Here is a 19,040-nt window from a genome sequence, read left to right on the forward strand (position 1 = left end):
ATTATTATATTAATTTAGATTAGATAAAAACTAGTTTATTCTTTGTATGTTATTACCTAAATTATTTTTTTTTATGCTTAACAAAGCGTTGTTTTGGTGCAATAAAGAAACTTATTGCGAAAACAATAGCAGATGTTAAAACAATACTAGATCCAGCTGCGATATTGAAAGAATATCCTATGAATAGCCCGAGTACAGAACAACATGCTCCAATTGTAGATGATAAGAGAATCATTGTTTTTAGACTATTTGCATAAAGATATGCTGTAGCAGCAGGAGTAATTAGCATTGCTACAATTAGAATTGTACCAACACTTTGCATTGCTGTTACAGATACTAAAGTTAAAAGTATCATAAGTAAATAGTGATAGAAATTAACTTTCATTCCCATTGCTTTTGCCAATAATTCATCAAATGAAGTTAGTAATAATTCTTTGTAGAATAGTTTTATTACAAGTAATACGAAAATAGCAACTCCAATTGTAATATACATGTCTAAGTCTTGAACAGCTAAAATATTACCGAACAAGATGTGGAATAAGTCTGTAGAACTTTTTGCAACACTGATTAGGATAACACCTAAGGCTAAAAACGAACTGAATGTAATACCTATAGCGGTATCGCTTTTAATTATTGAATTACCTTTTATAAATGTTATGATAATTGACGCTAATAGTCCGAATACAATCGCACCTATAAAGAAGTCAATTCCTAATATAAATGATAGGGCGACTCCTGGAAGAACTGCGTGAGAAATAGCATCTCCCATTAAAGACATTCCCCTAAGTACAATAAAACATCCAACAGCACCCGCCACAATACCTATCACGATTGCAGTGATAAGAGCATTCTGCAAGAAATGAAAACTATAAAGACCATCTATAAATTCTTTAATCATTAGATTCACCTCCCATGAAGAATAGGTCAGTACCATATGCTTTAGTAAGGTTTTCTCTAGTAAAAGTCTCTTTCGTATCACCATAAGAAATAACTTCTTTGTTTAGTATAAGTACTTTATCAAAGTATGAATGAACTTTTCTTAAGTCGTGGTGTACAATTAAAATTGTATGTCCTTTAGAACGAAGATCTCTTAGTGTTTCCATGATAATTTCTTCACTAACAGAGTCAATACCAACAAAAGGTTCATCTAAAAATATATATTTTGCTTCTTGGACAAGACAACGAGCAATTAATACACGTTGAAATTGACCACCTGATAACTCGCTGATTTGACGATTTGAAAATTGATCTAATCCAACAAGTTTCAATGCTTCGTCTACTTTTTGCCAATCTGATTTTTTTAATTTTTTAAAAATACCGATTTTTGGATATAAACCAAGTGAAACACATTCCCTTACTTTTATTGGAAAATTGTAATCGATATTAATTTTTTGTTCAACATAAGCAACATTATTTAAATTTTCTTTAGAGATTTTATTATCTATTTTTGCACTACCTGTTGATGGTATTATGTTCAAAACAGCTTTTATTAAAGTGGATTTTCCAGCACCATTTGGTCCTATAATACCAATTATATTAGCTCCTGTAATTTCTAAGTTAACATCAGAAAGAACAGGGGTTTGGTTGTAGGAAACGTTAAGATTTTCGATTTGTATCATATCTTCCCCTCCCTCATATAATTTTTCTCTACACATTAAAGTTTACCTTAGGAAAGAAAATAAGTCAAGACAATTTTGTTGTAATTGAGAAAAAAATATGTACTTTATGAAAAAAACAGTGGAAATTAATTGTTATTTCAGAAAATGAAAATAAAAAAAACCTACCTTACAAAAAATATTGTAAGGTAGAAATAAGGGAGTAAATATGAAAAGTCTTTATTATAAGCTAGGGAGACTTATAATAAAAGAACATATTGAAGTAATATAATAATTACTTCATTTATAAGTATAACAGAAGTATATACAAAAAACAAGAGGAAAATATAATTTTCTTTAAAATAATTCAGTTATATTTTGGTAAAATATTAATAAAACTCGATTTATATAAAAAGATTAAAATTTTGATAATAGTTTATATTATTATTTATATATTAAATACAACTAATGCTATTATTATAGTAAAAAATAGTATTAAATAATTTACTGTAAAGATGTAAATATAATAGGCATTTGTAGGAGTTTTAATAACGCTAATTTGTCATTTAAGAAAAATTAATATAATATTAAGTTATTATTTTTCGCTTTAAAAACTAAAAATATAAAAAAATGTTTGAGATAATGTATAGAAAAAAGGTGGAATATTTTAATATGTAAATTGATTTTATAGGATTATTGGAATTACAGTTGTATCTTTTAAAAACACAAAATATAAAAAGAAGTTAGTTTTTAATCCTAACTTCTTTTTGTGATTTATTTTACTTCAAATTTTTCACGGACGATTTTTGCAACTTGTTCGCAATATTTATCTGTTAGTTCATCGCTACTAGCTTCTACCATTACACGAATTAAATTTTCGGTACCAGAAGCTCGTAATAAGATACGTCCATTTCCTTCTAATTCTTTTTCTACTTTTTTACATTCAGCAAGAATTTCTGCATCTTCCATAGCAGATTTTTTATCCACTACTTTAATATTGACTAGTTTTTGTGGATAAATATTAACTTCATTAGCTAGTTCTTCTAATGACTTTCCAGAAGATTTAATTATATCAGCCAGTTTAACAGCTGTAAGAATACCGTCACCAGTTGTCGCATAGTTCATAAGAATAATATGACCAGATTGTTCTCCTCCAAGTGAGTAGTCGTTATTTCTCATTTCTTCAACAACATATCTATCACCTACGGCAGTTTTTATTGATTGTAATTCATTTTCTTCTATTGCTTTGTAGAATCCAATATTACTCATTACTGTTGATACTACCATATTATCTTTCAGTTCACCTTGTTCTTTTAAATGTTTTGCTAAGATGAACATTATTTTATCACCATCGACAATATTTCCTTTTGAATCGACAGCTAAAACTCTATCACCATCACCATCGAATGCAAAACCTACATCTACATTATTTTCTTTAACAAAGTTTGCAATTGTATTGATTTTTGTTGAACCAACATTGTCGTTGATATTGATACCATTCGGGTTACATCCGATAGTTTCTATATCTGCTTCTAAATCACCGAAGATGAATGGAGCTACACCTGTTGTGGCTCCGTTAGCGCAGTCAAGAGCAATTTTAATTCCAGATAAATCTCCAGAAATAGATTGTTTTATGTGTTGAACATATTTTTGACTTAATTCATTACCGCTATAAAGTTTTCCTATTTGTTCATAACTAGCATTTTTTATTTCGTTTGAATTGTCGATTAGGTGTTCAATTTCTAATTCTTGATCGTCTGTAAGTTTGAATCCATCAGGTCCAAAAATCTTAATTCCATTGTCTTGGTATGGATTGTGAGAAGCAGAAATCATAATTCCGCTATCAGTTTCAATTGTTTTAGTAAGATATGCAATTGCTGGAGTAGGGATAGTTCCTACCGTCATAACATTAACACCAGTGCTAGTTAGTCCTGCTGTTAAAGCTTGTTCAATCATGTCACATGAAATTCTAGTATCTCTACCTATTATTACTTTTGGATGTTCTTTTTTTTCAGTAAGTAATTTACCAAGAGCTTTACCTACTTTAAAACTTAAATCGGCAGTTAGTGATTCTCCTGCGATACCACGAATACCGTCTGTTCCAAAATATTTTCTCATAAAAAAATGACTCCTTGTATTATAATCTATATGAATATTACTATATAAAGCAAAATAAGTCAAGGTCTAGGGTTGTTTTAAGCGTTTTATTAAGTAACTAATATCATGTAAAGCGTTATTTAAAAGTGAAATAATATTAAAAAACAACTCGAAAATTGATTGTAAAAAATCTTATTTTCGAGTTATTCTATTAGTTTTTATGACATATAGAGTTTTTGAATTTATGAATCTATATGGATTTTAATAATTGATATTACTATTATTTATTTAATTTCTCAATATCTTCTAGAACTTTTTTAGCTTCATCTTTTTTGTTCTTAGAATAAACATGCTTATTATATATTATTGCACTTATAGAAATCATATGAGCTGAAACTGGCGCGGCTAAGAATAAGAATCCAATTGCTAAAAAGAATTTAAATTCAAGGACGTGTAAATATCTATAGAAATAAACAAATCCAGCAATAAGTACTAATTCAACAGCAAATGAACCAGTAACACCAGCAGCATGAATTTTAGTTAGTTCATCGGGTAACCTAATGAATCCAATCACAGTTGCTAACATAGCTATAATAGAAACTAAAATTAGAAGTATAATAACAACATCTAAAATATTATTTAGTATCATCACTGAAAACCTCCTTTTTAGCTAAGAATCTAGCAGTAACTACAGTACCAACTAAACAGATAATAGCTATTATAAGTATAAGTGAAATATATGAAAAAGTTTTATAGTACATACTTACTAAAACTATTAAGCACATAAGAGGCATAGCAAGAAGGTCGCTTGCTATTAATTTATCAAAGATACTAGGCTTTTTAATGATATAAATTAGTAAGAAAAATATCATAGCAATACTAGCGAAAATCCCCAATAAAATAGAATACTCTACAATTTTATCCATCTAAATCAACCTCCAATATTGCTTTTTCAAAGCTATTTTTTATACCTTCAATTTCACCTGGAATATCATCAGTATCTAAACAGTGAATATGTAAGACTTTATTATCATGACTAACATTCACCGTAAGAGTACCAGGTGTTAAAGTAATCATGTTGGCTAAAAGAGTAATTTGCCAATCTTTTTTTACTTCAAGAGGATATTCAAAAATGACAGGATTAACATCAAGATCTTTTTTGAACATTAATTTTAAAACATTCACATCTGCTTTTAGCAATTCAACTAAAAACATTAAGATTAATTTTATCCATTTATATACATAAATGTAGTATAGTTGTTCTCCTAAAATATTTTTAACAAATGTCTTTCTGAAGATGAATAATAATACCATCCCCCAGAAAAATCCAACTGCAAAATATTCAGAATTATAACTTCCTGAAAAGAACATCCATATTACACCAACTAATATGTTAATTAAAAATTGTAGTGCCATAATTATGCTCCTTTCTTAAGTACTAAATCGATATAATGTTGAGGATTAAGTACCATTTGAATACCTTTATCGAAGACTCCATCTAATAGGTTACTGCTAACTCCAATAATTAATGCAATTGCTACGATAGCGATAAGAGGGATTTGTACACCTTTAGGAAGTGGTTTTAAAATTAAACTCTTATTTATATTATCGTAAAAGACATTTAAGAAAATTTTAATTAATGAGTAAAATACAACTAATCCAGACAAAGCAACGAGTATTGCAATAAATGTATTGTTGTTTGCTACTAATCCTTTAATTATTAAAGCTTTACCATAAAATCCGCTAAATGGTGGTACTCCTGCTAATGATAAGACAACAATAAAGTATGTCCAACCTAGAAGAGGGTATTTGTTAATTAATCCACATTTTTGAACATATTTAACACCACTAACGTAAATTATTAAGCCTACGATTATGAATAAAGCAGCTTTAAGCAGTATATCATTAACAGCGTAGAATAAAGCACCTTTAACACCAAATGTATTTAATGTAGCTGTTCCACAAACCATTACTCCTAGAGAAATTACAATGTTAAATACTACTATTTGTTTTAAATCTTTTTGGTAAATAGCCCCAATACATCCGGCTATTATAGATATAGCACCTAAGATTAATAAGTATGATTTAATGAAGTTTGACTCGTAGTAGAATAGTCCGTAAGTTCTAATGATCGAGTATAGTCCAACTTTTGTTAATAGCGCCCCAAAGATAATTGAGACAGCAATTGGAGGTGCTACATATGATCTATTCATCCAAGTGAATAGTGGGAATAAAGCACCTTTCATACAGAACACAAATATCATTACAGCACCGATAAGATATAATCCTCTACGATCTGACATAGAAGAAATTGTTTGTGATATGTATGCCATATTTAAACTACCAACAATTGTGTAAAGATAACCGATACTTATAACGAATAAACTACCAGCAAAAACGTTCATTAGTACATAACTAATAGAAGATTTAAGTTGTTCTTTATTTATACCTACTAACAATAGTAAGTAAGAAGACATAAGTAAGATTTCGTAGAAAACAAAAAGGTTAAAAATATCTCCTGTAGTGAATGCTCCATTAATACCTACCATTATTAATAAGAAACCAGGATAGAAGAAGCTAAGTTCACGTATTTTATCTATTGTTTTAAAAGAATATAATAAAGTTGCTAAAAATACTAATGATGAAGTTGTAACTAAAACACTGTTTAGTCCATCTAAAGTCAATGTAATACCAAAAGGACTAGCCCAGTTACCCATTTCTAATATTAGTATTTTATGTTTATCTACAAGATAGATGTTGTAGATTGAAAATGCTAAGACTAATAGAGTAGCTAATGTTGTTAGTAAACGTTGCATTGCTATTCTTTTTCTAAATAATACTGTTATTGCAGCAAATAGAAGGGGTATAAATATTGGAATAACAGGTAAATTACTATGCATTATTTCTCTCCTCCTTCATATTTTCAACGTCTTCAAGATCAATTACATTATCGCTTCCTTTTAGTTTGTAGTTAGCGATATAAATTGAAATTAATAAACAAGTTACTGCAAAACCAATAACAATAGCAGTAAGAATAAGTGCTGCTGGAATTGGGTCTATATAATTTTTTCCTAGTTCTGAGATAATAGGGATATCTCCATCATATAAACCACCTGCGATAAGAATAATTAGGTTAGCAGCATGTCCAAAAAGACCAACACCGATAATTATTCGCATCATACTCTTAGAAAGCATAAGGTAAACACCAAAACCAACAAGAATACCGCATAAGATAATCATATAAAATTCCATTATTTACCATCCTTTCCAAAAGCTAATATTACTGACATTAACACACCAACAACTACGAAGTAAACACCTAAGTCGAAAATCGCAGCTGTGTGTAATTCCATCTCTCCCATAATTGGAACATGGATATGAGTGAAGTGATGTTTAAAGAAATTTTTTCCAACAACAACTCCACTAAAAGCTGTTCCGATAGAGAAAAGTAAGCCGATTGCTGTTACATAAACGTAATTAATTGGAAGTAGTTTAGTAACTTTGTCTATTCCATATGTGAACATAGATAAAGCAAGAGCCATTGTACAAAGGAGTCCACCTACGAAACCACCACCTGGAAGGAAGTGCCCACCGAAGTATAAACTAAGTGAAAGTAGAAATATACAACCTGAAATAATTGCAGATAATGATTTTAAAATTACATCATTAGTTTTCATCTTTTGGTCCTCCTCTTTTAATGATTTTGAACATAGCATAAATTATTAGAGCTACCATTGTCATAACGGTGATTTCAAATAGGGTATCAAATCCCCTGAAATCGACGATAATAACATTTACTATGTTTCCTCCACCAGATGCTACAACATTGTCGAAATAAAATTGGCTGATTTCTGATGGGTTTTTGTATGCATAAGATACAAGTCCTACAATTATAAAACTAACACCAGTCAGTGTTGCAATAATTGCATTTGTAAGTTTGAAACTATTTTTTTCTACTTGTTTTGTTTTATCAGTTAATAGAATGAAAGCTATCAAGAAGATAATTGTAGAAATTGACTCGATGACGAATTGCGTCATTGCCAAATCAGGTGCTCTGAAAGTTACATATAAACCAGTCATCATAAATCCAACACCAGATGAAAGGATTATAAGTACTAATCTATTATAAACTCTTGTAAGAGCTACACAACAAAGGACAATACATAGTCCAATGAATATATTCATGTAATGAATAGTAGAGAAGTTATTTATTATCATAGGTCTACCAATTGCAAAATAACCACCGATAATAGTCGCTGATAGGCCACAGAATATATAACTCATATTTCTTCTTAGTTGATTTGTGATAAATGCATCGTGAAGTTCACCACTAACTTTATGTAATAATATACCTAAATTGTTGTATGCACCGTGAATAGATACAATGCTAGGGTTTATTGAATAAATACCATTACCACTAGCGAAAACTTTATAAATTACAAAGCTTGCGATTATAACAAAAATAGAAGTAAGGAGTTCACTTGATAGGAAACTATCGTGATGAATATGAGTTATTACCTCATTATTTGTTGTTTTTACTGCAAGAGCAGCTTGTTGAGCTGGAATTACTATATAATCTTTAATAAATGTGTTAATAATCACAAAGATTACTAGTATTATTGGAGATATAAACATACCATTTTTAGGTAAATGAAGTTTTTTATCTCCAAGTACTTTGCTATCGAAAGTACCTAGGAATGGTTTGAAAGCTAATATTAATGAATATATAGCTGTTCCTAGAGCACCGATTACAACAGCTATAACAATTATTATGTATAGCATACTAGTATTTAATAAGCCATATACAGCTGTTAAGAAATATTCTTTTGAGTAGAATCCACTTAGTGGTGGAATTCCTGCCATAGAGAATCCAGCTATTATACTTAATATAAATCCAAGAGGCATATACATTCTTACTCCCCTTAGTTGCTTAATATCTCTAGTATGGAATGAGTGATCTATTATACCAGTTATCATAAACAAGCTAGCTTTAAATGCTGCGTGGTTAATAATATGGAAACATACAGCATAAAATGCAAAAGTATAAATATAATGATTATCATTATATAGACCTAGGTTTGCAATACCAATCATAAGTGTCATCATTCCAAGCTGACTGATTGTTGAATATGCTAAAATTCCTTTCAAATCTTTTAAGAAAATTGCAGATATTGATCCTAATAACATAGTAATAGTACCAAAAACAATTAAGATATTTCCAAAAGCTGGTGTGAATGAGAATACAATTCCAATTCTAAGTAATAAATAAATACCGGCTTTAACCATTGTCGCAGAGTGAAGATAACTACTAATTGGAGTTGGAGCAGCCATTGCATCAGGTAACCAAATATGAAATGGAAATTGAGCTGATTTAGTGAATGCACCAAATAAAATAAGAATCATAGCGATAATATATTTACTGTTGTAACCATGATTATTAGTAAAGTCAATTATTTCACTAACGTTAAAACTACCAGTGATACTATTAAGAATGAAGATACCTGCTAACATTAATACGCCACCAAAAACAGTAATTATTAATGATTTTAAAGCACCCTTTCTTGAAGCATCATTTTCATGCCAATAACTAATAAGTAGGAAAGAAGATACAGAAGTCAACTCCCAAAACATGTACATACTAAGCATATTATCAGATAATACTACTCCTAGCATTGCTGACATGAATATTAATAGAAATATGTAAAATTTATGTAGTTTTTCATCTGAAATACTCATATAGTAACATGAATATAAGATTACTAAGGTACCAATTCCTGTAATTAGTAATGAGAAAAGAAGTGATAAACCGTCAAGATTAAGGTTAATATCAAGTCCTGCATTAGAAACAAATGCTAATTTTTTATATATTGTCCCACCTGAATAGATATATTTTATATTTGATACAAAATATCCAAACAGAATTAATGGTACAATTATAACAAATTTTCCAGTATGAATATTTTTGAAGTTTTTCCTTAAAAAAGGTATGAAAAACATCGCAATTACTGGGAAAAAGACAGCTAATTGTAACATAAAAAAACCTCTTTCTAATTTATTTTTTATAACATTAATTATATAACAAAATTGATTAAATTACTATTAATATCCAATTTTTATCTAATTATTTTTCAATAAATATTGTTGTATATAACAAAACACCATTAATAATTCTTTAATAAGCTGTAAAAATATGTGTTAATTATTTTTCAAAAAGAATAAATATTATTATATTTTTAGCGAAGTTGATATTTATATATATTTACTATATGTTATGAAATTATTGATGAAAACATCATGTAAGAGTTATTGTTTTCAGAATATTTGTTGAAAAATATAGATAATTATTTTTCTAATATAACTTGTTTAAGATAAGAAAAAAAGGTATAATAAAGTTATTAATATATTTACAGGGGGACTAACTGATGTCACATAAACAAACACCACATATTAAACCAAATGGAGTAGAGATCGCAGAAACGATTCTTTTACCAGGAGATCCTTTAAGAGCGAAATTTATTGCTGAAACTTTCTTAGAAGATGCCGTTTGTTTTAATGAAGTGCGTGGTATGCTAGGATATACTGGAACATACAAAGGTAAAAAGATTTCTGTAATGGGAACTGGTATGGGACCAGCTAGTATCGGTATTTATTCTTATGAATTAATTCATACATTTGGAGTGAAAAACTTAATTAGAATTGGAACTTGTGGAGCATTACAACCAGAAGTAAAATTATACGACGTAATCTTAGGAATGGGATCTTCTACAAATTCAAATTACATGCACCAATACAATATTCCAGGAAACTATAGCTTAACAGCTTCATTTGATCTATTATTAAAAGCATACAATAAAGCTCAAGAAATGGGACAACAAGTACACGTTGGAAATATTTTATGTAGTGAGATTTTCTATAATGCTGATGAAAAAGCTATGGAAAACTGGATTAAAATGGGAGTTTTAGCTGTTGAAATGGAAAGTGCTGCATTATACGCTAACGCTACTGCAGCAGGAGTTAATGCTTTAACAATCTTAACAGTAAGTGACTCTTTAGTAACAGGAGAAGAAACTACTCCTGAAGAAAGACAAACAGCATTTACTAAAATGATGGAAATTGCTTTAGGTCTGGCATAAAATTAAAATTTAAGAGATAATTTAGAGGTAATATTATATGAGTAACTATCAAGAACTATATGAAAAATGGTTAAACAGTTCAGCTTTAACTGAAGAAGAAAAACTTCAATTAAAAAACATAGCTGATGATGAAGTAGAAAAAGAAGATAGATTTTATAAAGAATTAGAATTCGGAACTGCGGGATTACGTGGTAAAGTAGGTATGGGTTCAAATAGAATGAATAGATTCATTATCGCTCGTGCTACAAAAGCGTTAGCGCAAACTATTATCGACAATGGATTACAAGAAAAAGGTATTGCTATTGCACACGATCCACGTCTTTTTTCAAAAGAATTTGCTAAACTAGCAGCATTAGTAATGGCTAGTAACGGAGTTAAAGCATACTTATTCGAAGATTTACGTCCAACTCCAGAATTATCATTTGCAGTTCGTTACTTAGGAACAGCTAGTGGTATTAACATTACAGCAAGTCATAATCCTAAAGAATATAATGGATATAAAGTATACTGGCAAGAAGGATCTCAAATTAAATCTGACATAAGCGATAAAGTTTTAGAATACATTAACTCAATGGATATCTTTGACAACTATGTTACTTTAACAGAAGAAGAAGCTCAAGAAAAAGGATTACTAGTTTACATTGGTCAAGAAATTGATGAAGAATTCTATAGAGAATCTTTAAATTGTGCAATTAATGATGAAAATATTGATAAAGACATTTCTGTAGTTTATACTCCATTAAATGGGGCGGGGTACAAAGCTGTAACAACAGTTCTTGCCCGTCGTGGATTCAAAAATGTTCATGTTGTTGAAGAACAAAAAGATCCAGATGGAACTTTCCCAACAATTGAATATCCAAACCCAGAAGATACTGCAGCATTTGAATATGGTGAAAGATTAGCTAAAGAAGTTAATGCAGATGTAATCATCGCGACTGACCCTGACTGTGACCGTCTTGCTGTAGAAGTAATTCACAATGGTGAAGTAGTTTCTCTAAATGGTAACCAAGCTGGAGCGGTATTAGTACAATATGTTATTGAAAATCTTGCTAAACAAAATAAACTTCCTGAAAACCCAGTATTAGTTAAATCTATCGTAACTTCTAAAATGGTTGAACCACTTTGTAAAGAATACGGAGTAGAAGTAATTGACGTTCTAACTGGATTCAAAAACATCTGTGCATTGCCAAATGAATGGGATATTACAGGTGAGAAAAACTATGTAATGGGATATGAAGAAAGTATCGGATACAACGTTGGTACATTCTTACGTGATAAAGATGGTGTAACAATCGCTATGTTATTAGTAGAAGCTGCAGCATTCTACAAGGCACAAGGTAAAACATTAGTTGACGTACTTGACGGATTCTATGAAAAATATGGGTACTACTTAGATAAAACTATCTCAATAGTTTTAGAAGGTGCAGCAGGTGCTCAAAGAATTAAACGTATGATGGAAAAATATCGTGAAATCTTTGCTCGTGAAATTGCTGGAAGTGAAGTAGTAGCTATTACTGACTATCTAGTACAAAAAGAAAAAACTGTAGCTACTGGAGAAGAAAAAGATATCGAAATTGAAAAAACTGATGCTGTTAAATTCAGCTATTCAGACGAATCTTGGTATACTTTACGTCCAAGTGGAACAGAACCAAAAGTAAAACTTTATATCTATGTTAAAGATGCAGATAAGAAAGTTGCAGAAGAAAAATTAGTTAAATTTGAAGAAAAAGTATTAGAATTACTTTACTCAATTGATTAATAATAAGAAAAAAGGAAGTGAGAAAAAATCTCACTTCCTTTTTTGCTATTTATTATAATATTTTAGGTATTCTTTACAAAATTGTCTTGCTGTTAATTTCCCGCTTTGTCTATCTGCGTATGAAGAACTAACAAATTTTGAAATTTCGTCAGTATATTCTACTTTTGGTAAAGGTTTCTCAAGGACAGTTTCTCTATTAATAGCGAATGTTGAGAAACAGATTCCAACTAGACGAGTATGTCTAGTTTCATGATTAAATGCACTTAGTTCTGCAAAAATCTCTACACTTCTTGTACCAACTCTAGAAATATAACTATCAATAATTAATGCTTCGTGTCTATGGACAACATCTAAAAATTGATATGTATCAATACTTGCTGTAAAGAAGGGTAGGTGTGTATATCTACGTATTACTAAACCTTGTACATCGTCAAGCCAGTATAGAGTTTGACCGCCGAATAATGTGTCATGTCTGTTCATATGGTTAGGATAGATAGTATGGAAGTTTTCAATCCTAGTATCTTTATAATTCATAACTTCTTGCATGAAAAAGATCTCCTTAAAATTTAATTTTACTAATGTCTAATATAAAATTAGAATACTTATGTAATTGTAACATAAATATAAAGATTTATTAAGTAAGATTGTTTATAATATTATAAAAAAGATATATGATTATAATCTTTACATTTTGTTAAAAAGTATATTATAATAAAAGAAAATACAAATGAGGTGAAGAATAATGAAATATGAAACTATGTTAGAACGTTTTTTAGGATATGTTAATTTCAAATCTAGATCTAATGCGGCTAGTACAACAATCCCGTCTACTCCAGAGCAAAAAGATTTCTTACGTATGTTGAAAGGTCAACTAGAAGAACTAAATCTTAGTGATATAGTTTTAAATGAAGAAAATTGGTTTTTAACTGCGACATTACCAGCTAACACTGATAAGCCTTATGACAAAATAGGTTTTATTTCTCATGTAGATACAGCTGATTTTAATGTAGAAGGAATAAATCCACAAGTTATTGAAAATTATGATGGAGAAGATATAGTTTTAAATAAAGAATTAAATATTGTAATGACTAAAGAAGAGTTCCCTAATTTAAGCAATTATAAAGGTCTTACATTAATCACTACAGATGGTACAACATTACTAGGAGCTGATGATAAAGCAGGAATTACTGAAATAGTAGAAGCTATTAAATACCTAAGTGAACATCCTGAAATAGAACATGGAGATATTCGTATCGCATTCGGTCCAGATGAAGAAATTGGACGTGGTGCTGATCATTTTGATGCAAAAGGATTCGCTACGGATTATGCTTATACTATGGATGGTGGAGTTCTAGGAGAGCTTCAATATGAAAGCTTTAATGCTGCACAAATTACATATAAAATTACAGGAGTAAGTGTACATCCAGGTACTGCAAAAGGAAAAATGAAAAATGCTAATATGATTGCTGCTGAATTAGCTTCATTATTCCCAGAAAAAGAAGTACCTGAGCATACAGAAGGGTATGAAGGATTCTACTTACTACACAATATGCAAGCGAGAATTGAGGAAGCGGAAATGGTTTATATTATCCGTGACCATGATAGAGAGAAATTCCTAGCTCGTAAAAAATTCGCAGAAGAAGTTGCTGCTAAAATTAATGAAAAATATGGTAATGTTGTTGAATATGAATTATATGATCAATATTATAATATGGGTGATGTAATTAAAGAAGATAAACGCTGTGTTGACGTAGCCGAACAGGCAATAAAAAATGTTGGTGTAACACCATTGATAATCCCAATACGTGGAGGAACTGATGGTTCTAAAATTTCTTACATGGGTATTCCAACTCCTAATATTTTCGTTGGGGGAGAAAATTTCCACGGACAATATGAATTCAGTTGCTTAGAACATATGGCAAAAGCGGCTGATACAATAGTGGAGATTGCTAAATTAGCAAAAAAGTAGAAAAAATAACACCGTGGTGTCAAAGATAATTTATGAAACTATATAATATAAACTTGATTATAATAATATTAAGTTCATTGTGAGGAAATTAGTTCAAGAATTAATTTGAAACTTAATAGAAGAGTAGCTCAAAAGCAAGGTTTGTAACGAATCTTGCTTTTGATTTTTTTCACTTAAGGAGTGATGTCTTTTTTATATAAAAGTATTTTGAAATTTGAAAAAAATGATAAAAAAATATGCATTAACTCGCGATATATGGTACAATAGTAATGTATATTAACTAAAAAATTGAAAGAGAGGATGGTTGTAAGATGACTAAAAAAACATTTTATGTTACAACTCCTATTTATTACCCAAGTGGTAACTTACACATAGGACATGCCTACACAACAGTTGCTTGTGATGCATTAACTAGATATAAAAAATTAAGTGGATATGATACATACTTTTTAACAGGTACAGATGAACACGGTCAAAAAATTCAACAAAAAGCTCAAGAAAAAGGAATTTCAGAACAAGCTTATGTGGATGAAATGATTAAAGATATTAAAAAATTATGGAAAGCTATGGATATTAACTATAGTAAGTTTATTCGTACTACAGATGATTATCACGAAAGAGCAGTTGCTGAAATTTTTGATAGATTAGTTGAAAAAGGCGATATTTATTTAGGAGAGTACAAAGGTTGGTATTCTATCAGTGACGAAGAATATTTTACAGAAACACAACTTCAAGAAGTATTCAGAGATGAAGAAGGTAATATGATTGGTGGGATTGCACCAAGTGGAAATGAAGTAAAATTAGTTAGTGAAGAATGTTATTTCTTCAAAATGAGTAAATATGCTGACAGATTAGTTAAATACTATGATGAACATCCTGAATTTATTCTACCTGAAAGTAGAAAAAATGAGATGCTTAACAATTTCATTAAGCCAGGATTGGAAGATTTAGCAGTTACTCGTACAACTTTCGATTGGGGAGTGAAAGTAAAATCTAATCCAAAACACGTTGTATATGTTTGGATTGACGCTTTAGTTAACTATATTACAGCTTTAGGTTATGCAACTGGAGATAGTGAAGAATTATTTAATAAATATTGGCCTGCAGATGTGCAAGTTGTTGGGAAAGAAATCGTACGTTTCCACGTAATTTATTGGCCGATACTTCTAATGGCATTAGATTTACCACTACCTAAGAAAATTTTTGCTCATGGTTGGTTATTAATGAAAGATGGTAAAATGAGTAAATCTAAAGGTAATGTAGTTGATCCCTACATGTTAATAGAACGTTATGGTTTAGATTCAGCTCGTTACTATTTATTACGTGAGGTTCCATTTGGTCAAGACGGTATATTCACTCCTGAAAGTTTTATCGATAGAATTAACTCAGATTTATCAAATGATTTAGGAAACTTATTAAACAGAACTATTTCAATGATTAACAAATACTGTGGTGGAGTTATTCCAAAATTCGTGGAACCAACTACAGAATTCGATAAAGAATTAATAGCTTTATCAAAAGAAGTTATTTCAGAGTATGAAGAATATATGGAAAATATGCAATTCTCTAAAGCTCTAGAATCAGTGTGGAAGTTTATTTCAAGAACTAATAAATATATCGATCAAACAACACCATGGATTTTAGCGAAAGATGAAGCTAATCAACCTGAACTAGATAAGGTGATGAACTATTTAGCAGAAAGCCTGCGTATTGCTACAATTTTAATAGCGCCAGCTTTAACAAAAGCACCTGTTGAAATTGCTAAACAATTAGGTGTTAAAGAAGAATTATTAGTATTCGAATCTGCTAAAACATTTGGAGTATTTGATGGGACGGTTAAAGTTGTAGAAAAACCAACTCCAATTTTCCCGAGATTTGATAAAGAAGTAGAAGTACAGTATATTAAAACTCAAATGTCTCCTAAGGCTTTAGAAAACTTAGAAACTGAATCAAAAGAAGAAAAAGACGATACTTATGTAGAACTTGCTGAAGAAATTACAATCGATAAATTCTTCGAGACTTCTTTAAGGGTTGCAGAAGTATTAGAATGTGAAAAAGTTAAGAAAAGTTCTAAACTATTAAAATTCAAATTAGATTTAGGTAATCATCAAAGACAGATAGTTTCTGGTATTGCTAAATATTATGATCCAGCAGAATTAGTTGGTAAAAAAGTAGCTGTAGTAGCTAACTTAAAACCAGTTAAATTATGTGGTGAATTAAGTGAAGGTATGATACTATCAGCTGAAAAAGACGGTATTTTACGAGTAGTAGAAATTAATTCTGAAATTCCTAATGGAGCAGAAATTAGATAATAGAAAAGAGAATATAGCCAAGTGCTATGTTCTCTTTCTTATTAGAAAATCCACCTTGGTTATTAACCAAGGTGGATTAGTTTGTTATCTAGTTGTTTTCTTTTGAGTGTTTTGGTTTTGGGTATTTTGAGAATTAGTAGTATTTTTATTATCATTACTCTTTTGCTTAGGTGCTTCTCTGTTTGTTTCGATTACACGAACTGGATTAACAGGTACAAAAGATCCATCAGCTACATGATATATTAATCTATTATTTTTAGAAATACCAATACCATTAATATTTAATTGGGCTCCATTACCATAAGTTGATCTAACACTGCTTAGAGACTCATCAGAATAAATATTTTGTGTAGTCAAGAATTTAATTGCTACTGGACGAGAGATAAAGTTTTCAAGTTGATCATTTTTCTTATCTACAGAAACAAATTTTTCATTTGCTGTAATATACTGCCCTTGTAAATTCCCAGATGAAATATGATACATAATGTAACCAGCGGGAGAAACTATCTTATCTACTGTTAGTTTTGTTCCAGGTTCAATTACTTCACCTGGTTCTGACCAAGAAGCTGATTTAAATGCGTGAATTTTTTTATTAACTGTAACTTCACGGTCCACGTCGAATGAGTAAGATGAGAATGTTCCAGCTAATTTCGCAGTTATTTCTTCATCTTGCGCTTCTGAATCTATACGAATAGCGTTGGCTTGTTCTTGTGCTTTAAGAATTTTTTCTTTTTCCTCAGCTTCTTTTTGTTTTTTCAATTCGTCTGTAGTATCGACAGCGCTATTGTTTGTCTCACCGAAACTGATATAGTGCTCCTTAGCAGAAGAAATAAATTTCAGAGTAACTAAGAAACAAATTGATAACAATAATGCTAAGATTATTGAAGTTGCAATTCTAACCTTAATATTTTTTGCTACTTTTTTTATTTTATCATAATTCTCAACTTTATTTCTTAAAATAGATTTAGAAATGAAAGCTTTAATACTTAGAAGAGATACCATGAATATATTTTTAGGTTTGTTGTCAATATATTTAACTTTAAATGCGGTTTCATCTTCATTGACAACTTCTTTTTTGATACTGTGAATTTCCTTTTTAAGCCCATCTAGTTTATATTCAATATCAAGATTTTTTTGAATTTTTTCTATTGCCTTTTTCTCAGTTGTAATATCTTGTAGAATAACTTGTCTTTGAGAATTTAAAACATTAAGTCTTTTTTCTTCTAGCATTATTTTCTCTTTATCAGCTTTTCTATTTTTTAGAGTAGAGATAGTAAGTTTCTTTTCTTCTATTTTATCTTCTAGAGAAATTAATGAAGTTTGTAATGATAGAAGAGTATTTTCGTGCTCTCTCTTCTCATTTTCTTTTTGTAATAGTTCTAATTTTTTCTTATCTTCTGATAACTTAAATTCTTTTTCTTTTCGTCTAAATTCTCTTTTTCTTTTTTCTTCTTGTTCTTTTTCGATACGTTCTTTTTCAAGGCGATCTTTTTCTCTTTGTTCAGCTTTTTCTTTTTCGATACGTTGACGTTCTAATTCTTTTTCACGAGCGATTCGTTCTTTTTCAAGACGTTCTTGTTCACGTTTTTCCGCTTTTTCTTTTTCGATGCGTTGACGTTCCAGTTCTTTTTCACGAGCGATTCGTTCTTTTTCAAGACGTTCTTGTTCACGTTTTTCCGCTTTTTCTTTTTCAATGCGTTGACGCTCTAATTCTTTTTCTCGAGCAATACGTTCTTTTTCAAGTCTTTCTCTTTCAGCACGAGCAAGTTCGTTTTTCTTCTTCTCTTCTTCTATCTTACGTTGTTGCTCTTCAAATTGTTTTTTAGCTTTTTCTAGCTCTAAAGCACGTTTTTTTAACTCTTGTTCTTGTTTTTTTACTTCTTTTTCTTTTTCTCGAAGTTCTTTTTCAATTGCAGATTCATCAATATGAGAATCTGTCTTTTCGTTATCCTTAGATTCATTATTTTTAAAATTAAGAGTTTTCACTTGGTTTTTTAAACGACCAAAAAAAGATGTAGAGTTATCTTTTTCTTCAGTCGTGTCTGTAGTATCATTTTTAACTACTATATCTTTTTCTTCTTTTGACATAAAAATAATCCTTTCAAACAATATTCCATTCTATTATATCATAAAATAATAACAAAACTACATAAAAAACGCTTAAAATCATATTAA

The 19,040-nt window shown here is 29.9% G+C and carries 16 protein-coding genes; 4 read left to right on the forward strand and 12 right to left on the reverse strand.

Annotated elements, in window-relative coordinates:
* Positions 1 to 61: 61 nt before the first annotated feature.
* The 10 genes from PNO30_RS05920 to mbhE form a co-directional block, all read right to left on the reverse strand.
* Positions 62 to 898 carry a metal ABC transporter permease gene (locus tag PNO30_RS05920; RefSeq protein ID WP_271965837.1) on the reverse strand — a complete coding sequence of 279 codons (837 nt, stop codon included), beginning with the start codon at positions 896 to 898 and terminating at the stop codon, positions 62 to 64.
* Complete coding sequence (locus tag PNO30_RS05925) at positions 891 to 1,619, reverse strand: metal ABC transporter ATP-binding protein (protein WP_271987513.1); 729 nt, start codon at positions 1,617 to 1,619, stop codon at positions 891 to 893. Before PNO30_RS05925 ends, PNO30_RS05920 begins: the two co-directional genes overlap by 8 nt.
* 750 nt (positions 1,620 to 2,369) lie before the next feature.
* On the reverse strand, positions 2,370 to 3,713 hold the full coding sequence (glmM, locus tag PNO30_RS05930; RefSeq protein ID WP_271987514.1) for a phosphoglucosamine mutase: 1,344 nt from the start codon (positions 3,711 to 3,713) through the stop codon (positions 2,370 to 2,372).
* Positions 3,714 to 3,972: 259 nt separating this feature from the next.
* Positions 3,973 to 4,341, reverse strand: a complete 369-nt coding sequence (locus PNO30_RS05935; protein ID WP_271987515.1) for a cation:proton antiporter — start codon at positions 4,339 to 4,341, stop codon at positions 3,973 to 3,975.
* Positions 4,328 to 4,618 carry a monovalent cation/H+ antiporter complex subunit F gene (locus PNO30_RS05940; protein ID WP_271987516.1) on the reverse strand — a complete coding sequence of 97 codons (291 nt, stop codon included), beginning with the start codon at positions 4,616 to 4,618 and terminating at the stop codon, positions 4,328 to 4,330. The genes PNO30_RS05935 and PNO30_RS05940 overlap by 14 nt, the downstream gene beginning before the upstream one ends.
* Positions 4,611 to 5,108, reverse strand: coding sequence for a Na+/H+ antiporter subunit E (locus PNO30_RS05945; RefSeq protein WP_271987517.1), 498 nt, complete (start codon positions 5,106 to 5,108; stop codon positions 4,611 to 4,613). Before PNO30_RS05945 ends, PNO30_RS05940 begins: the two co-directional genes overlap by 8 nt.
* A gap of 2 nt (positions 5,109 to 5,110) precedes the next feature.
* Complete coding sequence (locus PNO30_RS05950) at positions 5,111 to 6,592, reverse strand: proton-conducting transporter membrane subunit (RefSeq protein ID WP_271987518.1); 1,482 nt, start codon at positions 6,590 to 6,592, stop codon at positions 5,111 to 5,113.
* Entirely contained in the window at positions 6,585 to 6,944 is a 360-nt protein-coding gene (locus PNO30_RS05955) for a Na(+)/H(+) antiporter subunit C (protein WP_003147003.1), read from the reverse strand. The genes PNO30_RS05950 and PNO30_RS05955 overlap by 8 nt, the downstream gene beginning before the upstream one ends.
* Entirely contained in the window at positions 6,944 to 7,369 is a 426-nt protein-coding gene (locus PNO30_RS05960) for a Na(+)/H(+) antiporter subunit B (protein WP_003147002.1), read from the reverse strand. The genes PNO30_RS05955 and PNO30_RS05960 overlap by 1 nt, the downstream gene beginning before the upstream one ends.
* Positions 7,359 to 9,725: a hydrogen gas-evolving membrane-bound hydrogenase subunit E gene (gene mbhE / locus PNO30_RS05965; RefSeq protein ID WP_271987519.1), complete on the reverse strand. Its 2,367-nt coding sequence runs from the start codon at positions 9,723 to 9,725 to the stop codon at positions 7,359 to 7,361. The genes PNO30_RS05960 and mbhE overlap by 11 nt, the downstream gene beginning before the upstream one ends.
* Positions 9,726 to 10,114: 389 nt before the next feature.
* Between mbhE and deoD the strand changes: the two genes are divergently transcribed.
* Both deoD and PNO30_RS05975 read left to right on the forward strand, forming a co-directional pair.
* Positions 10,115 to 10,825 carry a purine-nucleoside phosphorylase gene (gene deoD / locus PNO30_RS05970; protein ID WP_271987520.1) on the forward strand — a complete coding sequence of 237 codons (711 nt, stop codon included), beginning with the start codon at positions 10,115 to 10,117 and terminating at the stop codon, positions 10,823 to 10,825.
* 37 nt (positions 10,826 to 10,862) lie between these two features.
* Positions 10,863 to 12,584, forward strand: coding sequence for a phospho-sugar mutase (locus tag PNO30_RS05975; RefSeq protein ID WP_271987521.1), 1,722 nt, complete (start codon positions 10,863 to 10,865; stop codon positions 12,582 to 12,584).
* Between the two features lie 45 nt (positions 12,585 to 12,629).
* Here PNO30_RS05975 and PNO30_RS05980 read toward each other — a convergent pair whose 3' ends face one another.
* Positions 12,630 to 13,130 (reverse strand): acyl-CoA thioesterase, encoded by a 501-nt coding sequence (locus PNO30_RS05980; RefSeq protein WP_271987522.1) that lies wholly within the window; start codon positions 13,128 to 13,130, stop codon positions 12,630 to 12,632.
* Positions 13,131 to 13,326: 196 nt separating this feature from the next.
* Between PNO30_RS05980 and pepT the strand changes: the two genes are divergently transcribed.
* Positions 13,327 to 14,553, forward strand: a complete 1,227-nt coding sequence (gene pepT / locus PNO30_RS05985) for a peptidase T (RefSeq protein ID WP_271987523.1) — start codon at positions 13,327 to 13,329, stop codon at positions 14,551 to 14,553.
* A gap of 311 nt (positions 14,554 to 14,864) precedes the next feature.
* Positions 14,865 to 16,865: a methionine--tRNA ligase gene (gene metG / locus PNO30_RS05990; protein WP_271987524.1), complete on the forward strand. Its 2,001-nt coding sequence runs from the start codon at positions 14,865 to 14,867 to the stop codon at positions 16,863 to 16,865.
* Between the two features lie 84 nt (positions 16,866 to 16,949).
* On the opposite strand, the gene PNO30_RS05995 is transcribed toward metG, so the two are convergent.
* On the reverse strand, positions 16,950 to 18,953 hold the full coding sequence (locus tag PNO30_RS05995; protein ID WP_271987525.1) for a DUF5776 domain-containing protein: 2,004 nt from the start codon (positions 18,951 to 18,953) through the stop codon (positions 16,950 to 16,952).
* Positions 18,954 to 19,040 lie beyond the last annotated feature (87 nt).

Source organism: Gemella haemolysans, from assembly GCF_028308085.1.
In the GTDB taxonomy this organism is placed as follows: domain Bacteria; phylum Bacillota; class Bacilli; order Staphylococcales; family Gemellaceae; genus Gemella; species Gemella haemolysans_D.

Excerpts from the sequence above, each read along its gene's own strand:
- PNO30_RS05920 (WP_271965837.1), bottom strand. The coding sequence starts at position 898 with ATGATTAAAGAATTTATAGATGGTCTTTATAGTTTTCATTTCTTGCAG.
- PNO30_RS05925 (WP_271987513.1), bottom strand. The coding sequence starts at position 1,619 with ATGATACAAATCGAAAATCTTAACGTTTCCTACAACCAAACCCCTGTT.
- glmM (WP_271987514.1), bottom strand. The coding sequence starts at position 3,713 with ATGAGAAAATATTTTGGAACAGACGGTATTCGTGGTATCGCAGGAGAA.
- PNO30_RS05935 (WP_271987515.1), bottom strand. The coding sequence starts at position 4,341 with ATGATACTAAATAATATTTTAGATGTTGTTATTATACTTCTAATTTTA.
- PNO30_RS05940 (WP_271987516.1), bottom strand. The coding sequence starts at position 4,618 with ATGGATAAAATTGTAGAGTATTCTATTTTATTGGGGATTTTCGCTAGT.
- PNO30_RS05945 (WP_271987517.1), bottom strand. The coding sequence starts at position 5,108 with ATGGCACTACAATTTTTAATTAACATATTAGTTGGTGTAATATGGATG.
- PNO30_RS05950 (WP_271987518.1), bottom strand. The coding sequence starts at position 6,592 with ATGCATAGTAATTTACCTGTTATTCCAATATTTATACCCCTTCTATTT.
- PNO30_RS05955 (WP_003147003.1), bottom strand. The coding sequence starts at position 6,944 with ATGGAATTTTATATGATTATCTTATGCGGTATTCTTGTTGGTTTTGGT.
- PNO30_RS05960 (WP_003147002.1), bottom strand. The coding sequence starts at position 7,369 with ATGAAAACTAATGATGTAATTTTAAAATCATTATCTGCAATTATTTCA.
- mbhE (WP_271987519.1), bottom strand. The coding sequence starts at position 9,725 with ATGTTACAATTAGCTGTCTTTTTCCCAGTAATTGCGATGTTTTTCATA.
- deoD (WP_271987520.1), top strand. The coding sequence starts at position 10,115 with ATGTCACATAAACAAACACCACATATTAAACCAAATGGAGTAGAGATC.
- PNO30_RS05975 (WP_271987521.1), top strand. The coding sequence starts at position 10,863 with ATGAGTAACTATCAAGAACTATATGAAAAATGGTTAAACAGTTCAGCT.
- PNO30_RS05980 (WP_271987522.1), bottom strand. The coding sequence starts at position 13,130 with ATGCAAGAAGTTATGAATTATAAAGATACTAGGATTGAAAACTTCCAT.
- pepT (WP_271987523.1), top strand. The coding sequence starts at position 13,327 with ATGAAATATGAAACTATGTTAGAACGTTTTTTAGGATATGTTAATTTC.
- metG (WP_271987524.1), top strand. The coding sequence starts at position 14,865 with ATGACTAAAAAAACATTTTATGTTACAACTCCTATTTATTACCCAAGT.
- PNO30_RS05995 (WP_271987525.1), bottom strand. The coding sequence starts at position 18,953 with ATGTCAAAAGAAGAAAAAGATATAGTAGTTAAAAATGATACTACAGAC.